At 41.5% G+C, this 17,530-nt stretch carries 10 protein-coding genes; 8 read left to right on the top strand and 2 right to left on the bottom strand.

What is annotated here, in order from left to right:
- The first annotated feature begins 156 nt into the window (after positions 1 to 156).
- From ACUN24_RS12455 to ACUN24_RS12420, 8 genes are all read left to right on the top strand, one after another.
- The gene (locus ACUN24_RS12455) at positions 157 to 1,491 is read left to right on the top strand and encodes a sugar porter family MFS transporter (protein WP_445562770.1); all 1,335 of its coding nucleotides are present in this window, start codon (positions 157 to 159) and stop codon (positions 1,489 to 1,491) included.
- 16 nt (positions 1,492 to 1,507) lie between these two features.
- The gene (locus ACUN24_RS12450; RefSeq protein WP_445562769.1) at positions 1,508 to 2,458 is read left to right on the top strand and encodes a carbohydrate kinase family protein; all 951 of its coding nucleotides are present in this window, start codon (positions 1,508 to 1,510) and stop codon (positions 2,456 to 2,458) included.
- Positions 2,459 to 2,536: 78 nt separating this feature from the next.
- A complete protein-coding gene (locus tag ACUN24_RS12445; protein ID WP_445562768.1) occupies positions 2,537 to 5,608 on the top strand; it encodes a SusC/RagA family TonB-linked outer membrane protein in 3,072 nt (1,023 codons plus the stop codon).
- Between the two features lie 17 nt (positions 5,609 to 5,625).
- On the top strand, positions 5,626 to 7,323 hold the full coding sequence (locus ACUN24_RS12440; protein ID WP_445562767.1) for a RagB/SusD family nutrient uptake outer membrane protein: 1,698 nt from the start codon (positions 5,626 to 5,628) through the stop codon (positions 7,321 to 7,323).
- Positions 7,324 to 7,342: 19 nt separating this feature from the next.
- Positions 7,343 to 8,719 (top strand): DUF4960 domain-containing protein, encoded by a 1,377-nt coding sequence (locus ACUN24_RS12435; RefSeq protein WP_445562766.1) that lies wholly within the window; start codon positions 7,343 to 7,345, stop codon positions 8,717 to 8,719.
- Between the two features lie 25 nt (positions 8,720 to 8,744).
- Entirely contained in the window at positions 8,745 to 10,304 is a 1,560-nt protein-coding gene (locus ACUN24_RS12430; RefSeq protein WP_445562765.1) for a glycoside hydrolase domain-containing protein, read from the top strand.
- A gap of 11 nt (positions 10,305 to 10,315) precedes the next feature.
- Positions 10,316 to 12,274, top strand: coding sequence for a glycoside hydrolase family 32 protein (locus ACUN24_RS12425; RefSeq protein ID WP_445562764.1), 1,959 nt, complete (start codon positions 10,316 to 10,318; stop codon positions 12,272 to 12,274).
- A 36-nt stretch (positions 12,275 to 12,310) separates the two neighbouring features.
- Complete coding sequence (locus ACUN24_RS12420) at positions 12,311 to 13,828, top strand: glycoside hydrolase family 32 protein (protein ID WP_445562763.1); 1,518 nt, start codon at positions 12,311 to 12,313, stop codon at positions 13,826 to 13,828.
- Between the two features lie 439 nt (positions 13,829 to 14,267).
- Here ACUN24_RS12420 and ACUN24_RS12415 read toward each other — a convergent pair whose 3' ends face one another.
- Positions 14,268 to 16,211, bottom strand: coding sequence for an ATP-binding protein (locus tag ACUN24_RS12415; RefSeq protein ID WP_445562762.1), 1,944 nt, complete (start codon positions 16,209 to 16,211; stop codon positions 14,268 to 14,270).
- Positions 16,212 to 16,389: 178 nt separating this feature from the next.
- Positions 16,390 to 17,529, bottom strand: coding sequence for a PepSY-associated TM helix domain-containing protein (locus ACUN24_RS12410; RefSeq protein WP_445562761.1), 1,140 nt, complete (start codon positions 17,527 to 17,529; stop codon positions 16,390 to 16,392).
- Position 17,530: the final 1 nt, after the last annotated feature.

Below are 17,530 nucleotides of genomic sequence, written 5' to 3'. Positions count from 1 at the left end.
TAAAGTTGAACTTAACAAACGAAGCCGATAAAAAACAACATACTCATATACAACACTTTAAGTTGATTTAATTTTTTAACGTTTTTGAAAGATTTTTAATAGTACCACGAAACCATTTAACCTAATTTGCGATCGTTAACCAATAATAAACTTTTTATGAAAAAACATTCTGTCCTGGCGTGGTCCATGGTTGTGGCCCTAGGCGGCTTTTTGTTTGGCTTTGATACGGCAGTAATTTCAGGTGCTGAAAAATCGATACAGCAGTTTTGGAATCTCTCTGCTTTCTCGCATGGCCTTACCATCTCCATTGCACTTATCGGTACGGTAATCGGCTCTCTTGTAGGATCCCGTCCATCTGATTATTTCGGAAGAAAAAACACACTTTATTTCGTGGCTGCTGCATATTTACTCTCTTCATTGGGTACCGCCCTGGCAGATAACTGGTATATCTTTTTAGTATTCCGCTTTTTAGGTGGCCTAGGCGTGGGTATATCGTCTGTAACCGCACCTATTTATATTTCCGAAGTATCTCCGGCACACAGAAGGGGCCGGCTTGTAGGGCTTTTCCAGTTCAATGTTGTACTGGGAATATTGATATCCTATCTATCAAACTATTTGCTAAGCCAGGGAGGCGAGGCATCCTGGAGATGGATGCTTGGCGTTCAGGCATTTCCTTCAATGATATTCCTGGTACTAATCTACTTTATTCCTGAAAGCCCAAGATGGCTTATTCTCAAACGTGGCGCTTACGATAAAGCACTGGAAATCCTGCGCATCATCAATCCGCTAAACTGTAATGAAGAGCTTGCCAATATCAAAAAGTCAGGTGAGGATATGCAACGAGATAAATCTACCGACGGACTTTTTTCAGGCAAGTACAAGACACCTGTTATCCTGGCCGTGCTGTTTGCATTTTTCAACCAGGTATCCGGAATAAACGCCATCATTTATTATGCGCCAAGAATTTTTGAGATGGCAGGACTTGGTGCGCATTCTTCGCTTTTATCCACGGTCGGTATCGGAATGGTTAATTTTATATTTACACTATTGGCTATCAACATCATTGATAAAGTGGGTCGGAAAACCTTGATGCTTATTGGTTCTGTAGGCCTTATCGTATCCCTTGGACTTGTTGCATTTGCTTTTCTGGGTGGTTCATCCAGCGGTTTCGAAATCCCGATTTATGTAATGCTCTTCATTGCTTTCTTTGCTTTTTCTCAGGGCGCGGTGATCTGGGTATTCATTTCCGAGATCTTCCCAAATCAGGTTAGGGCAAAGGGACAAACACTTGGCAGTTCTACCCATTGGGTAATGGCAGCACTGATTGCATTCTGCTTTCCCTATCTGGCAGAATCATTTGGAGGTGCAAATATATTTTTCTTTTTCTCTGGGATGATGGTCTTACAACTAATTTTTGTATGGAAAATGATGCCGGAAACTAAAGGAAGATCACTTGAGCAGATCGGAGAGAATGTTGTTTTGATGCATTAAATGATACATGAATAATATGATAAATAACCCAAACTATAGTTCTACTCCAGCCACATGTTATGGAGAAATTCTGTGGGACGTACTGCCAGACGGGCCACAGCCTGGAGGAGCACCATTAAATGTTGCTTATCACCTCAATAAGCTAGGCATGGGCTCAAGCCTGATCACCCGGATCGGGAACGATGAAAATGGCCGGAAACTCCTTGGATTGATGGAAAACTGGGGAATAAATACAGGACTTCTACAAGTTGATGAGCAATATGAAACCAGCCAGGTTCTCGCCAAAATGAACAATGGCAATGAAGTAAGTTATGAAATCGTGTTTCCGGTGGCCTGGGATTTTATTGATCAGGGTCAACAACTCCTAAAGCACATAAAACCATCAACTTACTTTATTTTCGGAAGTTTAGCGTCCAGAAATGAAACCTCAAGGAATACCCTTTATAATCTTTTGGATAATGAAGCGATTAAAGTGTTCGATATCAATCTTCGTGCGCCCTTTATCAACCAGGCTCAATTAGGTCATTTATTATCAAAGGCAGACATTGTCAAGTTTAATGAAGCAGAGCTGGGTATTGTACAAATCATGTTCGGTGGTTCTTTAAAAGGGGAAGCTGATCAGGTACGGTTCATACAAGACCGGTTTAAAATCCCCGAGGTTATTGTAACCAAAGGTGAGTTCGGTGCCTCATACTATAATCTAGATAAAACCTATAATGTTTGGGGAAATGAGGTTAAAGTAAAGGATACGATTGGCAGTGGCGATTCCTTTTTGGCTGCCTTTATTGCTGCCCATAATCGCCGGGACCAACCATTGCAAATACTTAAAAAAGCGATTGCCATGGGTGCATTTATTGCTACCAAGAAGGGCGGATGCCCTGAATACAATTTTGACGAATACCAGGCCTTTTATAACGAATTATTTACGACAAAACCTGACCGTAACAGTGCGCATACTGCTGCTTAGAGGTTAAGAAGACAAATAAACTACATAACTGGCAAATGCTGATTATATAGAAAAACTAACCATTATAAACCATATTTTATGAGAAAAGTAATACTTTGCTGTGTTCTTGTGTTTTGCTTTATGGCAAGTACATATGCACAAATCCGAAACATTACCGGGACGGTTACCGATAAATCCTCAAAACCTGTTCCGGGGGCTTCCGTCTATAATGTAGAGACGGGTAAATCCACACAAACAGACGAAAAGGGGAAATTTTTAATCCAGGCCGCCGCAGGGCAAACCCTCCGCTTTATTTACATGGGTGCTCAGACTGTCAGTTCAAAGGTTGGCCCTACTTCAGTAGTAGACGCACAGCTGGAAGTTTCCGCCACCAACCTGAACGATGTGGTGGTAACGGGCTACCAGACGGAAAGAAAAAAAGATCTGACAGGTGATGTGGCCATTGTGGATGTAGATGAACTTAAAAAGCAATCTGTAGCCAACCCAATGAAAGCATTGCAGGGGCAGGTAGCAGGTGTATACATCACAGGAAACGGATCGCCCAGCGCTCCGGCAACCATCCGAATCAGGGGTATTGGAACTTTCAATGACAATGATCCCCTTTACATTATAGATGGCGTACCTACCAAGTCAGGCATGCATGAGCTCAATCAGGCTGATATCGAATCGATGCAGATTCTTAAAGATGCTTCATCTGCCAGTATCTATGGCGCCAGGGCAGCAAACGGAGTAATCGTTATTACCACTAAAAAGGGGAAAACGGGTAAACCGCAGTTAAGTGGGAACGCATATTCATCGCTTTCAAGCTATGTAAATAAGTTAGATATGCTGGATGCGGAAGGTTATGGTAAAATTTTGTGGCAGGCTTATGTCAACCAAAAAATCGACCCTAATTTGAATGGGTTACGTTATCAATTCGACTGGAAGGTTGACCCAAACACCAATCAGCCCGTATTAAATAAGGTACTTTTACCCGAATTTCTAAACTCTACACAAACCCTTCGCACCTCAAATACAGATTGGTTTAAAGAAATATCACAGCTTGGTATCATCCAAAATTATGATGCCCAGGTTTCAAGCGGAACTGAAAACGGACACTATTTACTTTCCCTCGGCTACTTTGACAACAAAGGCATTGTAAGAACCACCGGATTCAACCGTATTTCAGCGAGAATAAATTCAGACTATAAGTTATTCAATGGTGGCTTGACGATAGGTCAAAACCTGAGTTTGACTAAAACAAAAGAGGTTGCGGCTGATATTATCAATTCCGCACTACAGGCATTGCCTATCATACCCGTGCATACCGTAGACGGCATAGGCTGGGGCGGTCCTGTAGACGGGATGAACGATCGCCAGAACCCTGTCCGGGTGCTGGAAGACAATCAACAGAATGGTTATGACTTCATGAGGTTGTTCGGTAATTTCTTTGCAGATGTTAAAATCGCAAAGGGTTTGGTTTTTAAATCCAATTTCGGGATTGATTATAGTGACTATACCAGCCGGAACTGGCAAAAAAAATACCAGAGCGGTTACCTGGTTAACGATGTGAACAAAGTAACCAATACCCAGACACACAATGTGAAAACCACCTGGACCAATACCCTGAATTACAGCCTGGAGTCAGGCAATCACCGCCTTAATGCCTTTGCAGGAACGGAACACTATGTAGAGAACTCCAACACTTTTATGGCCTCAAGGGAAGGATTTGTATTAGAAGATCCTGACTACCTTTATTTAAATGCCGGTACGGGCATAAAAGACAACAGTGGCAGTGGTGCAAAAAACGTGCTCTTGTCTTATATAGGTAGGGCGAATTATTCTTATATGGATCGTTACCTAGTATCTGCAACCATCAGAAGAGACGGTTCTTCCAGGTTTGGAGCAAATAATAAATATGGTTGGTTCCCTGCATTCTCAGGTGCCTGGAGAATTAGCGAAGAATCTTTCGTAAAGAATAATACCTCAATTGTTGACGATTTGAAACTTCATGCAGGATGGGGAAAAACCGGTAACCAGGAGATTAACAATGATGCGATTTATAATATTTACCTCTCCAATTACAATATCACTTCTTATGATATCAATGGAAACAAAAGCGGCGTACTTCCTTCCGGGTTTTATCTATTCCAGAATGCTAATCCTAACCTGCGTTGGGAAGCAACAGAAATGAGCAATGCCGCTCTTGACTTTTCGCTTTGGAAACAAAAACTCTATGGTAGCGTTGGCTATTACATTAAGAAAACCACCGGTATATTGTTGACTCCTCCATACATTGGCGTGCTTGGAGAAGGCGGAAATACCGTTGTAAATGGTCCATCAACGGAAAACCGTGGATTTGAACTATCCCTGGGCCACAAAAGCCGCTTAACGGATGATTTAAGCATCGATTTGAACGGGAATTTCGATATGGTTAGAAATAAAGTTACCTATTTGCCTTCGGCAGTAGTAAACGCCTACGGAGGTGATGGCAAAGGACAAAATATCCTGGGGAGATCTATTGGATCTTTCTTTGGTTATGTTGCCGATGGTCTTTTCAGGACTCATGCTGAAGTAGATAATTCTGCTGCGCAACCCAACAAGGGACTTGGAAGAATCCGTTACGCTGATTTAAACCATGATGGTGTTGTCGATATAAATGACCGTACCTGGATTGGAAATCCGGTACCAAAATATACTTATGGCTTTAATGCGAACATCAATTACAAAAATTTTGATTTCTCTTTTCTTCTGCAGGGTATAGGTGATGTAGCCGTACGAAATGATGCCAAATTTTATACGGATTTCTGGAGTGCCGTCGAATCTTCTTCAAATAAAGGAGCGAGATTATTAAACGCATGGTCACCTTCCAATCCGAACTCCGATATTCCGGCAGTTGCGCTTACAGATGATAATTCCGAGTCTCGCCTTTCAACCTATTTTATAGAAAATGGATCTTATCTGAAACTCAGAAACGCTCAGATCGGCTATACATTTAACAAACAGCTGATCAGCAAATTAAAAATGCAGAATCTTCGTGTTTACATCGGAGGAGACAATTTAGCCATTTTAATGAAGTCAAAATCCTTCACCGGTCTTGATCCGGAGACCCCAGGGTTTGGCTACCCTAACCCGCTGGTTGTTACAGCCGGAATTAACGTAAGATTTTAATAATTGAAGATTTTATTATGAAAAAATATATAATCACCCTTGCTGTCTCGCTGATATTAGCCGCAGGCTGCAAAAAAGCACTTGAAGTTGGACCTAGAGGTTCGCTTAACGAAAGCCAGGTTGCAACTCCGGCACAGGCCGAGGGTTTTGTAACCGCCGCTTATTCACAATTAGGAAACGATGAAATTAACAGGGCATTTAGCATGTACCAGTATGGAAATATCCGCGCTGATGATGCCTATAAAGGCGGTGGCGGTATCAATGATGGAGATGTTTTCCATAATATGGAGACTTTTATTGCCTCCAGACCTGACCAATGGAACTATGATGGCATCTGGTTTAATATCTATGTAGGCATCAGGCGCGCAAATGAAGGCATCAGGGTATTAAGCAAATTTAGCGAAGCGGAATACCCTATGGTTAAAACCCGTTTAGCCGAGCTCCGTTTCTTACGCGGATACTGGTACCTGATGGTAGAAAACCTGTTTAAGAATATCCCGTATATTGACGATACAGTACCTTCAGAAGAATACAAAAATATAAAGAACAATGCACTAAGCAGAGATCAGATTCTGGAAAAGATTGCTGGCGACTTCCAGGCTGCTGCCGAAGCATTACCGGAAACCCAACCACAGATCGGAAGAGCCAACAAATTTGCTGCTTATGCTTTTTTAGCGAAAACACGTTTGTTTCAGGCTTACACTCAGAATGCATCACATGCCGTAACAGGAATCGACCAGAACAGGTTACAACAGGTTATTGATGCATCCGACCAGGTACTAGCTTCATCCTATAAGTTACAGGCAGATTTTGCAAATAATTTCACCTCCGGAACATTCGAGAATGGTACTGAAGCGATTATGTCTGTTCAGTTTTCCAGTAATGATGGTGCAGGAAGAGGCCGGGTAAACTTCGGAGATATGCTTACGGTACCACAGGGTATCGGATGTTGCGATTTCCAAAAACCGTCACAAACCCTGATGAACGCTTTCAGAACAACAACTACAGGCGTACCTTTATTCGATACTTTCAACCAACAAAATGTAGATTTTGCTGTAAATACAGTCGATCCAAGGGTAGATCATACCATATCCCGCCCTGGCGCTCCATGGAAATATGATCCGGCAAGAGTGGTTACAGCAAGCTGGAGCAGAAATATTCCGCTATACGGAACTTATAATTCTATGAAAGAAAATGTATCACCTGATTGTGACTGTTTTATAAATGTTGCTCCCTTTTTTGGCAATACAAAAGCCAGAATTATGATCAGGTTAGCTGATGTGATGTTATTTAAAGCAGAGGCGCTGATTGAACTGGGCAGACAAACTGAGGCTTTACCGATTATTAATGCAATAAGAGACCGGGCATCTAAAAGTACGGCAAAACTGGTGATGGCCAACGGACAGCCGACCTCCAAATACAATGTTCAGCAATATGTTCCGGGAACAAACATTGTCTGGGATCAGGCAAACGCCAGAAAAGCTTTGCGATTTGAACGCCGTTTAGAAATGGCACTGGAAGGAGAAAGGTTTTTTGATCTCATCCGATGGGGAGTGGCCGATCAGGTCATCAACTCGTTTTTTGATTCGGAAAAAAGCTTCAGAAGTATTTATACTAATGCAAGATTTACAAAAGGCAGAGACGAATACTTACCAATTCCTCAAAACCAAATCTTCTTCAGTGAAAACAACTATGTTCAAAATCCAGGTTACTAAACCTCTAAATGATTAGAAAATGAAATTAAAGCAAATATTGAAAGCATTTTTAGTCTTTGTAATGGTCTTACCATTCATAGGCTGCAAAAAGGATAAGAACAATGATTTTAAACTTGACAGCCAGGTACAGCTCGTGTCTTATTCGATTAATGGTATTGCTGCTACTATCGACCAAAAAACAGGTGCGATAAGCGTTAATGTTCCTTTTGGTACAGATATTTCAAATTTGACACCTAAGGTGGAAATGCCAGATGGCGCAACAAGTTCCATGAATTTTAATAAGCCCATTAATTTTACCGGTGCCGTAGATTTCAGGGTAGTGAATGGAAATCTTTTTAAAGATTATTCAACAACGGTGAAAATTACGCCACCACTCAAAAGCGTCTCTGTGGGCAGCTTAAAGGCATCGATAAATCACGATAACCGTACAGCAACGTTAATTCTTCCCGACGGAACAGATTTAGCTGGAATTAAACCTATCATAGAAGCAGAGCCAGACGTTGTGGTTAGCCCGCTAAGTGGTACAGCACAGGATTTCAGTCAACCGGTAACCTACACTTTCACCAAAGGTAATTTTACAACAAGTTACCAGGTCACCTTTATCAGCAATTCTGTAAGCGAGTATGCGTTTTTAGGTACAGCAAGTTCAAGATCGGCAATAACTAACCCGGATGAAAAAGCAGCAAGTGACTGGTTTTTTGCCACCTACCCTACTGCAGACTATATTTCATTTGGTGGATTGGAAACCGGAAAACGTCTTTCTAATTACAAAGTGATCTGGTGGCATTTCGATTCTGCACAGGATCTCCCTGCTCAGGCAACCAGTACTGCCAGTTTGAATGCACTGAAAGCTTACCGTAACGCAGGTGGAAGTTTACTATTAACATCTTTTGCCGGCAGATATGTTGAAGCATTGGGCATAGTACCAGCAGGTAAAGGTCCAAATAATGTTTTTGGCGACTTTCTTCCAAATGGCTTTATCGAAAATGGTAGCGATTGGGGGATCTCTTTCAAGGGCAAGGAATCTCATCCCCTCTTTCAGGGTCTGGAGACCTATGAAACTGGTAAGGCTAATCTTTTGCAAAAGGAAACATTCAGACTTAACCATACAGCCTGGTGGTTTCTTCCAGACTGGGGAGGTTACATGAATGGTGCAGGATGGCGTCAGCAGACAGGTGGAATAAACCTGGCATCTGAAGCATGGGACGATAACCTCGACGGTCGCGTTGGCATTGCTGAATGGCCTCAGACCAATGGCCCGGGAAATGTAGTCGTAATTACCTTTGGTGCTTATGACTGGTATTCAGAACCTCAAAATGGTGCGCCTACCAGTAATAGATTCATCACGAACATTCGCAGACTTACCAAAAATGCGATTGACTATCTAAAAAAATAATTTCACAATCAAATAGTGATTTAATATGGCATTGAAAAGAATATTATTAGCAGGAATGGCGATTTCGCTTTTCCTGTCTTGCACCAAAGAAAAAACCTACGCCCCGGCTGAACCTTTTAGCGAAGAGAAATTTAACATCTTCCCGAAACCACAAATAAGCCCGAATTCCACTACAGGCCAGTCAACAGGTTGGGTTGGCGATGTGATGCCTTCCTACGTGAACGGACAGTTCGAACTGTTTTTTCTGCACGATGATCCGGATCAGGTGAAGCAAAGTAGCACTGGTCAGCATGCTATCCACAAGCTGAGCTCTAAAAACCTGCTTGATTTCAGCTATGATGGCGAGATGATTCCTTATGGCAATAAATCTACCCAAGATAACCTCATTGGCACAGGCTCTATGGTAAAAGCAGGAAACACCAATTACTTTTATTATACTGGTTTTAATGCAAACAACAGCTGGTTGCAGAATACAAACAGCGCATTAGTTTCAGGCAACACCCGCGAAGCGATTATGTATGCCACCAGCAGCACAACTACAGGCTGGACAAAGAAACCTGGTTTTGCCCTTAAAGCGCCAGACGGTTATGCAACAACAGACTTTAGAGATCCGTATGTATTCTATAATACAGAGTTTTCTACCTACTGGATGATGGTAAGTGCTCAAAAAGACAACAAAGGTGTAATTCTCGTTTACACCAGTAGCGATCCGGCAAGTGATAACTGGCAATTAAGAGGACCTCTCTCAGTTGAAGGCGATTACCTGATGCTTGAATGTGCAGATGTTTTCAAAATTGATGACAAATATTTTATGCTTTTTGCAGAAGACTGGAGCACAAGCCCGGGAACGCATTACAGGGTTGCATCGTCTTCAGCAGGACCTTGGTTTAAACCAGCAGATGGAATGGATATGTTTGACGGGCATCAGTTTTATGCCGGTAAAACAGCAAGTAATGGTACTGAACGTTATGCTTTCGGTTGGGCACACCGCCGCAATCCGGAAAACGACAATGGTGTTCGCACCTGGGGAGGAAACCTCATCAGCCAGCAAATTACTAAACTAGGCAACGATAAGCTTGCGGTGAAAGCCCCAAGTAGCGTAAAAAGTTATTTCAGTAAAGATGCAGATGCTATAGTAAACGCTCAGGTCGGCACCGTTAGCGGATCGGCTGGCAACTATACCCTGACCGGAACCTCTTCAGCTTCAGGATACAGGTTTGCAGCGCTTAACGGAACAACTATGGTTAAAGGAAAACTATCTTTAAGCAATCTTAACGGAACAGCCTCCTTAAACTTTAATGCTAAAACTGATCTTAGCGGATCCTACCAGATCAGGTTCGAACCGGCATCAAATCGTATTGCCGCCTATAATAATGGCCAGGAAGTTACCCGCGTTCCATTTGTTTTCGAACAGGGAAAAACATACGACTTTAGCATTATCGTGGATGGATCGATCATCGTACTCTATCTTAACGATCAGGTTGCACTAACAAACAGAAGTTATAGTGCCAAAGGTACACCATGGTCGCTAACTGCTAATGGTTTAGAGGTAAAAGTTACTAATTTGAAAGTATCAACCCATTAATCGTCAGGATGATGAGCATTAAATTTGATTATAGGTTTGATTTGAGGTATATCCTCGGACTGTTTTTATTGGTGGGCGGATGTGTACATGCCCAGGAAATCGATAGAAAAGCACAGGAATATCGACCTATGTATCATTTCAGTCCGGCAAAAGGATGGATGGGCGACCCGGATGGACTTGTTCATTATAACAATACTTACCATCTTTTTTGGTGGGGACATGCCGTTTCAAAGGATCTGGTTCACTGGCAGGAAATGCCCAGACCTATGAAAGAGGGAATGGGATTTTCTTACTTCAGCGGGTCGGTGGTCGTAGACAAAATGAACACCGGAGGATTTGGAAAGAATAGTATGATTGCTTTTTATACCAAACACCTTCCCGGTGATTCACTTCCTGAAACACAAGCCATTTCCATCAGTAATAATGAGGGACAAAGTTTTGATTACTACCAGGGGAATCCGATTCTGGATATCAATAAAGTGTTTTTCAGAGATCCACAGGTTTTCTGGTATGAACAGGATAAAAGCTGGAAGATGGTCGTTTCCAGACCTGATGTCCAGCAGATTCATATTTATCAGTCATCGGATCTCAAAAACTGGACTTTTTGCAGCAGCTTTAAAGGCCTGGGCGCCAAAAACTCATTCTGGGAATGCCCTGACCTTTTCGAACTTCCGATTGAAGGAAGCAATAAGAAGAAATGGGTACTGATCATCGGACGAGGTCCGAATAGAGTGCAGTATTTTGTGGGTGATTTTAATGGAAAAACTTTTGTGGCCGATGAAAATCTCGCTGATTACCTTAGTGTTGGAAAAGGCATCAAAGGGGCTGTTTTTGAGGATTTTGAGGGTAAAAATTCAAAATGGCCAAAGTTTCCGGAAGAGCATAAGAACAAGTTATCTGAAACCAGCGACTATTTAGGTAATCACTACCTCAGTACAGCAAATGTTACTGAGGTAGTGGTCCGGTCAAAATCCCAGACTTTCACCATAAACACTAAAGCCATTAATTTTTTGCTTACGGGTGGAAATCACCAGGATAGCACTTGTATAAATCTTTTAGTGGATGGTAAGATAGTGAGGACAACGGGTGGTGATAATACAAAGGTATTTAAATGGAACGGATGGGATGTACGCCCCTGGATAGGCAAAAAAGCACAACTGGAGCTTGTAGATTTGAGCAAAGATACGACTACCGGGTTCATCGCGGTAGATCATATCCTATTTTCTGATCAATTAAGCAATCAACATCTCGAACATGCCTTATGGCTGGATTACGGACCTGATTATTATGCCACCAGAACCTGGAGGGATTATGACAACAAAAACGGCCTGGCCGATACCGTTCATGCCATAGGCTGGATGGGAAACTGGGATTATGCACGCAAGGCACCATCAAAATGGGGAAAGGGCTTTCAATCCATTCCCAGGGTAATGACTTTAAAGGAAACGCCATCCGGACTGAGGGTTTTTCAGCAGCCGATACCGCAGCTCGCTCAACTTCGTGATAGTGGTATTCGTCAACAGTTACAGCTAAAAGGTGTTCAATCTATCAAAAACTTTAAGCCTGGTGTTAATTCTTATGAACTTGATGCCACTTTCACTGCAGGAACCGCTAAGGCATTTGGATTGAACTTGCTGGTTGGTGAAGGCAGAAAATTAGAATTGAGGTATGATCCGCAGCTTGGTGAACTTACTTTAGACCGGCGCAACTGTACCAACTTTATTACGGATACCGCTTTTACAAAATCGTTTGCAAAAAAGTATGCTGTACCCTTAGCTTTGAATAATGGTAGCCTTCGTTTACATATCTTTATCGATCGTTCTTCGATTGAAATATTCGCGAATGATGGAGAAAAGGTGGTGAGTGCCACAACATTTGCCGCTGACACTCAACTTGGTCTTGAAACTTTTTCCGAGGGTGGAAATACAAAATTAAATATCCGGGCCTGGCAACTCAAAAGCATATGGTAAGCACTAATAATTTAATTACATTTTAAACTTACAGAAATGGAAATAAAAAGAAATTTATACTTTGGTTTACTCCTTGCATCTTTTTTTTATGGATGCACGTCGACGAGGATGGTACAACAAAAAAGTTCAGATACGGAACCCTATCGCCCAAAATACCATTTTACACCTAAAGCCCATTGGATGAACGATCCAAATGGAATGGTTTATTTGAATGGAAAATACCATTTGTTTTTTCAGTACAATCCCGATTCCACTATTTGGGGGCCTATGCACTGGGCGCATGCAATAAGTAAGGATATGATCCACTGGGAAGAGCAGCCGATAGCACTCTATCCGGATAGCCTTGGAACGATATTCTCTGGCAGCGCGGTCATAGATAAAGATAATACGGCGGGATTTGGTAAAAATGCGATGGTCGCAATCTTTACTCATCACAACAAGAAAATTGAAGATCAGAAGACAGGACTTCACCAATACCAAAGTCTCGCTTATAGTCTTGATGAAGGTAAAACCTGGACGAAGTACAAAGGCAATCCGGTTCTTCCCAATCCCGGCATCTGGGATTTCAGGGATCCAAAAGTAATGTGGCATGCGGCTACCGGAAAATGGATCATGACCTTGGCCACAAAAGACAGGATCACATTTTATTCCTCTCCTGACTTAAAGAAATGGAGCAAGGAAAGTGAATTTGGCGAAAAGCTGGGTGCTCATGGTGGCGTTTGGGAATGTCCTGACTTATTTCCACTCGAACTTGATGGTAAAACACATTGGGTTCTCTTAGTGAGCATCAATCCGGGCGGGCCTAATGGTGGTTCAGCCACCCAGTATTTTACCGGTGATTTTGACGGAAAAACTTTTAAACCAGATTCTGAAAAGCAAAAATGGATGGATTACGGCACCGACAATTATGCGGGTGTTACTTTTTCCAATACCGGTGCAAGAAAAGTGCTGATGGGTTGGATGAACAATTGGAACTATGCCAATGTAGTACCTACCGGAACCTGGCGAGGCGCAACCACCCTACCCCGCGATTTGACACTTAAAAACGTTGGTGAAGAGATTTATCTTGCTTCAGCTCCTGTTACTGAGCTATCTAAGCTGGAAAAGGTAGTGTTTGAACTTAATGGATCGACTGGAATTAATTCATTAGACCTCTCAGCAGGTTTAAAAGAAGGAAAAGGCACTAAGATTGAGATGCAGGTTAATAGTCCGGGCGACTTCAGCATTGAACTTGGAGACGGGAAAAACCAGAAGCTTATTATCGGTTTCGAACAGAACAAAGGCTATTTTATTGACCGCAGTAATGCAGGAAATAGTAGTTTCGAGAAAGATTTCGCAAAAAAATATAGTTCACCAAGAATTTCAAATGGGGCCACCAAAAAGGTAGTGATATACATTGACGCAGCATCTGTAGAGCTATTTGCAGACAATGGACTTACCGCAATGACTGAGGTATTTTTTCCAATTCAAAAAAACACCTTACTGGAAATAAAAAGTCCGCAGAAAATTGATGTTCCAATGGTAAAGGTTTCTACGATTGCACGTATTAACTAAATTGGCCACAAATGAAGTAGTACAATATTACTAAAGCTTCTATGAAAGTGATGCAGCTTTTCCATTAGCAAGGTTAATACCTTAACACAGGGTCTGCCTGGCAATTTAGCCGGGCAGACCTTTGTATTTACAAAGCTCCTTGTAATATATCAGTAGAATGTGACCAAAACAGGTTTAATTGTAGCCGAATTATGATTAGTCCGTTTTTTTAAAAAAAATAAAGGAATAGAAATGACAGTTTAAGATAAATCGTCCTTTCAACCGCATTGAGGCTATATCATAAATATAGAATTGTCATCCTGAGGGTTAATTATTTTATAAAAAAAATGATTGACAGAGAGTTCTATTGCTATGTTCCGGCGAGGAATCGTCATTGCTGACGATTTTTATATTGGAATCTGCAATGGTAATGTAGTTTAAGGACGCTTACTCCAGGTATTTAGGCCCTGTTCAGGCAAAAATAAAACTTGCTCCCCCGCTCTTGCTGGCTTTCAATCCGGATCTCCCCGCCATTCGCCTTCACATACTCCTTAACCAACATCAATCCAAGACCCGTACCCTTTTCGCCATTTGTGCCATAACTCGATTCAAGTCTCCCATCCTTGAAATCCAAAAGCTGCTTTTCAGACATCCCTACCCCATCGTCCTCAACGGAAAATAACAGCAGTCTTGCATCCAAATCTTTCACATTTATTATCAGACGACTAGCCGGATAACTAAATTTAACCGCATTACTCAAGAGATTGCGAATGATGAAGTCAAAATGATCCGCATCTGCAGAAACAGTTATTTCATCAGAAACATTATTTACAACAACGATTTCCTTTTCAGTAAATAGATAACTTAAAAGTTCCAGGTTTTTCTTAATAATTTTGTTCGCCTCAAAACTACTCGTCTTTACCTTAATTCCCTGAAGCTGCGCTTGTCCCCACTGTAAGAGTGAAGAAAGAATTTCAAGTGCCAAATCACTTTTCTTCTTCATCCCTGAAATCCGATGTAATATTTTAGGATCCAAATCTTTTTTTTCTAAAAGACTCAGCATTGTACTGATCCCACCAATAGGATTTCTAAGATCGTGACCAATAATAGAAAATAGCTTATCTTTAATCCGGTTAGAAACATAAAGCTTACGATTGAGTTTCCGCATCAGGTAAAAATGATACCCTATGAAGATCAGCACCAGAAAAATCACAATCAGCGCGACCCCACCCGCATTCCTTTCGAGCGTTTTTTTCTTATTTTCAAGCAGCAAGCGCTCATTTTCAATTTTAAAAGTTTGAAGGGATAAATTACTGTGCGCAATTTCGTTCTGATTAATTTTATTTATCTGGATCAAAGTATCAAGCAAGCCATGATGGGCCTTCAAGGCCATTAAAGCCTCTTCAAAGCGATTTTGCTGCCTGTAAATTTCAGTAAGTGTTTGATAAATCTCTGCCGCCAGTGCTTTATTACCAAGTTGGCGGGCAATACCCAATGCCTTATTCAAATGGATAATACTTTGTTCTGAATTTTTATTCCTGAACAGGTCTGCAAGGGCTATCAGGGAACGCGCCTGCTCTTCAGGCTTTCCCGAAGCAATGGATTTGGACAAGGCAAGTTTGTGGTAACCAATTGCTTTATCTTCATTGCCCAGCTTTTCGTGTAAACGCCCCGTAGCCCGGAGCAAACTTAAATGATGGTTAACATGGGAAGACTCCGCCGCGCTCTTATCAATCCCTTCCTGAAACACCTGTAAAGCCCGCTCATCACTATCCAGCAAGGCATAGGTATTGCCTAAATGTTCAAGAAGAGATAAGTAGGAAGTGTCTACTGATGCCTTTTTATTGAGTGTTTTAGCCTTTAAATAATAAGTAAGTGCCACATGAGGCCGCCCGGCAAGTTGATAAATGAACCCTAAATTTTTATAACATAAAAAAATGCCTTTCTTATCATTCATGCTCTGATAAATTGACAAACCTGCATGGATGTCTTTAAGCGCTGATGCATACAGTTTCTCCTTACCCTGATAAATACCCAGATTCAGGTAAGCAGCTGCAAGTTCCAATTTGTAACCATTGCCCAATGTTTTGTAAAGCGCAAGTGCCTGTTTGGCATAGGCTGTAGCCTGGACTAACGAATGATAAACAAGATTTATGGAAGCTAACTGAGCACTTGCCCTTGCTTCTCCCAGAACATAGCCAGAATTTTTAGAAATAACAAAAGCCCTGGAAACAAAACTGAACGAGATCGAAGGAGCAGACTGCTCATACTTTTTGCCCTTTTTGAGCAGTTCAGTAACTTTTATCGTATCCGCAGGTGAGATATCAGGCTTTTTTTCATGCTTAGCAGCAAAGCTGAAAAAGGACCAAAAAAAGAAAAATAGAAATAAACATCCGGCTCTCATATCTGGAAGGATAAATATAAATCTTATCCAGCTGTTAATCTACATTTTTTTCCATTCACTTTATAACAAATAAGAAGAATCTCCGGCACATCCTGCCAGCTTAAGGTTCAAACGTACGTTTCGACTTGATTAAACAATATTGGAATTGAAATAGTCGCCATTATCTGAAAACAGAAGGCTAAATTCTTTTGCCTTTCTTTCTATTGTACCAGATTAAAAAACCTGTTAAGGGTAAAGATGCAGAAATCATTGATCCAAGGAAAGCAAGTATTTTACCGGGTAAACCCAGAATATTTCCGGTATGGATATCATAATTCATTGCACTGAATTTCTCTCCAATACGTCCGTCTTCAAATCTGCTGGTTTCTAACAATTGTCCGGAAAGCACATCGTAACGGTTCGTAACCGTTTTAAAAGTTTGATCATAGCTTGCAAGCACCGTTACTGTTGACATCTGCTTAGCCGGAAAATAAAAATGGTAGGCTTTTGCTGTGGGATATTTCTTTTTGATCTCCTTAAAAATAAAATCCAAACCCGAACTTTTAGGTTCAGGCAAAGAATGTACCATGGCTACTTTTGTCTTCTTGGGACTTTCACTCAGATTGAGTACATTCTGCACACCCCTATCCAGCATCGGAAATGCCCACATCATTCCGGTTAGGGCAATGATCAACCCCAGGCTCATCACGTAGAAACCAAGAATATTATGGAGATCATAGTTCCTGCGTTTTAAACCAGTATTCTTTTTCCACTTAAACCAAAACCGAACCCGCCGGGCTTTTTTATTTTTTGGCCACCACAAATAAAGACCGGTGAGCAAAGAAATAACATACAGCAGGGTGACGACACCAACAACAGGCTGTCCCAGTTCTGTTTTTAATAATAAACTCCAGTGTAAATACAGGATAACCCTGAAAAATTCAAATTCAGACTGTTCATGAAAAACCAATTCACCGGTATAAGGGTTCATAAACAAGGATTCATAGAACTTTTTCTCATGCCAATACCAATTTCCAGCCTTGCTATCATTTTCCCGGTAAGCCCTGAAATGCCATGTTTGTATGGGATCATTATCGATCTCTAAGGCCGATACCGGCTTATCTTTGCCCCATATCCCCTGTGCCTTTTGCATCATTACATTCATGGATAATGTTTCGCCAGATGTTGAGGAGACATGCATTCGGTCTGCATAAACCAAGGGTTTGATTTCATCGACAAAAACAAGGATACAACCGGTTAATCCCAATATCATCACAACCAGCCCTGATAGCAGCCCGATCCATAAGTGGATGGCAATTAATCTTTTTCTTAAGTCCATA

Source organism: Pedobacter sp. WC2501, assembly GCF_052682415.1.
The sequence above is the reverse complement of the archived record's forward strand: the minus strand, read 5'-3'. Positions and strand labels throughout refer to the sequence as shown.

Excerpts from the sequence above, each read along its gene's own strand:
- ACUN24_RS12455 (WP_445562770.1), top strand. The coding sequence starts at position 157 with ATGAAAAAACATTCTGTCCTGGCGTGGTCCATGGTTGTGGCCCTAGGC.
- ACUN24_RS12450 (WP_445562769.1), top strand. The coding sequence starts at position 1,508 with ATGATAAATAACCCAAACTATAGTTCTACTCCAGCCACATGTTATGGA.
- ACUN24_RS12445 (WP_445562768.1), top strand. The coding sequence starts at position 2,537 with ATGAGAAAAGTAATACTTTGCTGTGTTCTTGTGTTTTGCTTTATGGCA.
- ACUN24_RS12440 (WP_445562767.1), top strand. The coding sequence starts at position 5,626 with ATGAAAAAATATATAATCACCCTTGCTGTCTCGCTGATATTAGCCGCA.
- ACUN24_RS12435 (WP_445562766.1), top strand. The coding sequence starts at position 7,343 with ATGAAATTAAAGCAAATATTGAAAGCATTTTTAGTCTTTGTAATGGTC.
- ACUN24_RS12430 (WP_445562765.1), top strand. The coding sequence starts at position 8,745 with ATGGCATTGAAAAGAATATTATTAGCAGGAATGGCGATTTCGCTTTTC.
- ACUN24_RS12425 (WP_445562764.1), top strand. The coding sequence starts at position 10,316 with ATGAGCATTAAATTTGATTATAGGTTTGATTTGAGGTATATCCTCGGA.
- ACUN24_RS12420 (WP_445562763.1), top strand. The coding sequence starts at position 12,311 with ATGGAAATAAAAAGAAATTTATACTTTGGTTTACTCCTTGCATCTTTT.
- ACUN24_RS12415 (WP_445562762.1), bottom strand. The coding sequence starts at position 16,211 with ATGAGAGCCGGATGTTTATTTCTATTTTTCTTTTTTTGGTCCTTTTTC.
- ACUN24_RS12410 (WP_445562761.1), bottom strand. The coding sequence starts at position 17,529 with ATGGACTTAAGAAAAAGATTAATTGCCATCCACTTATGGATCGGGCTG.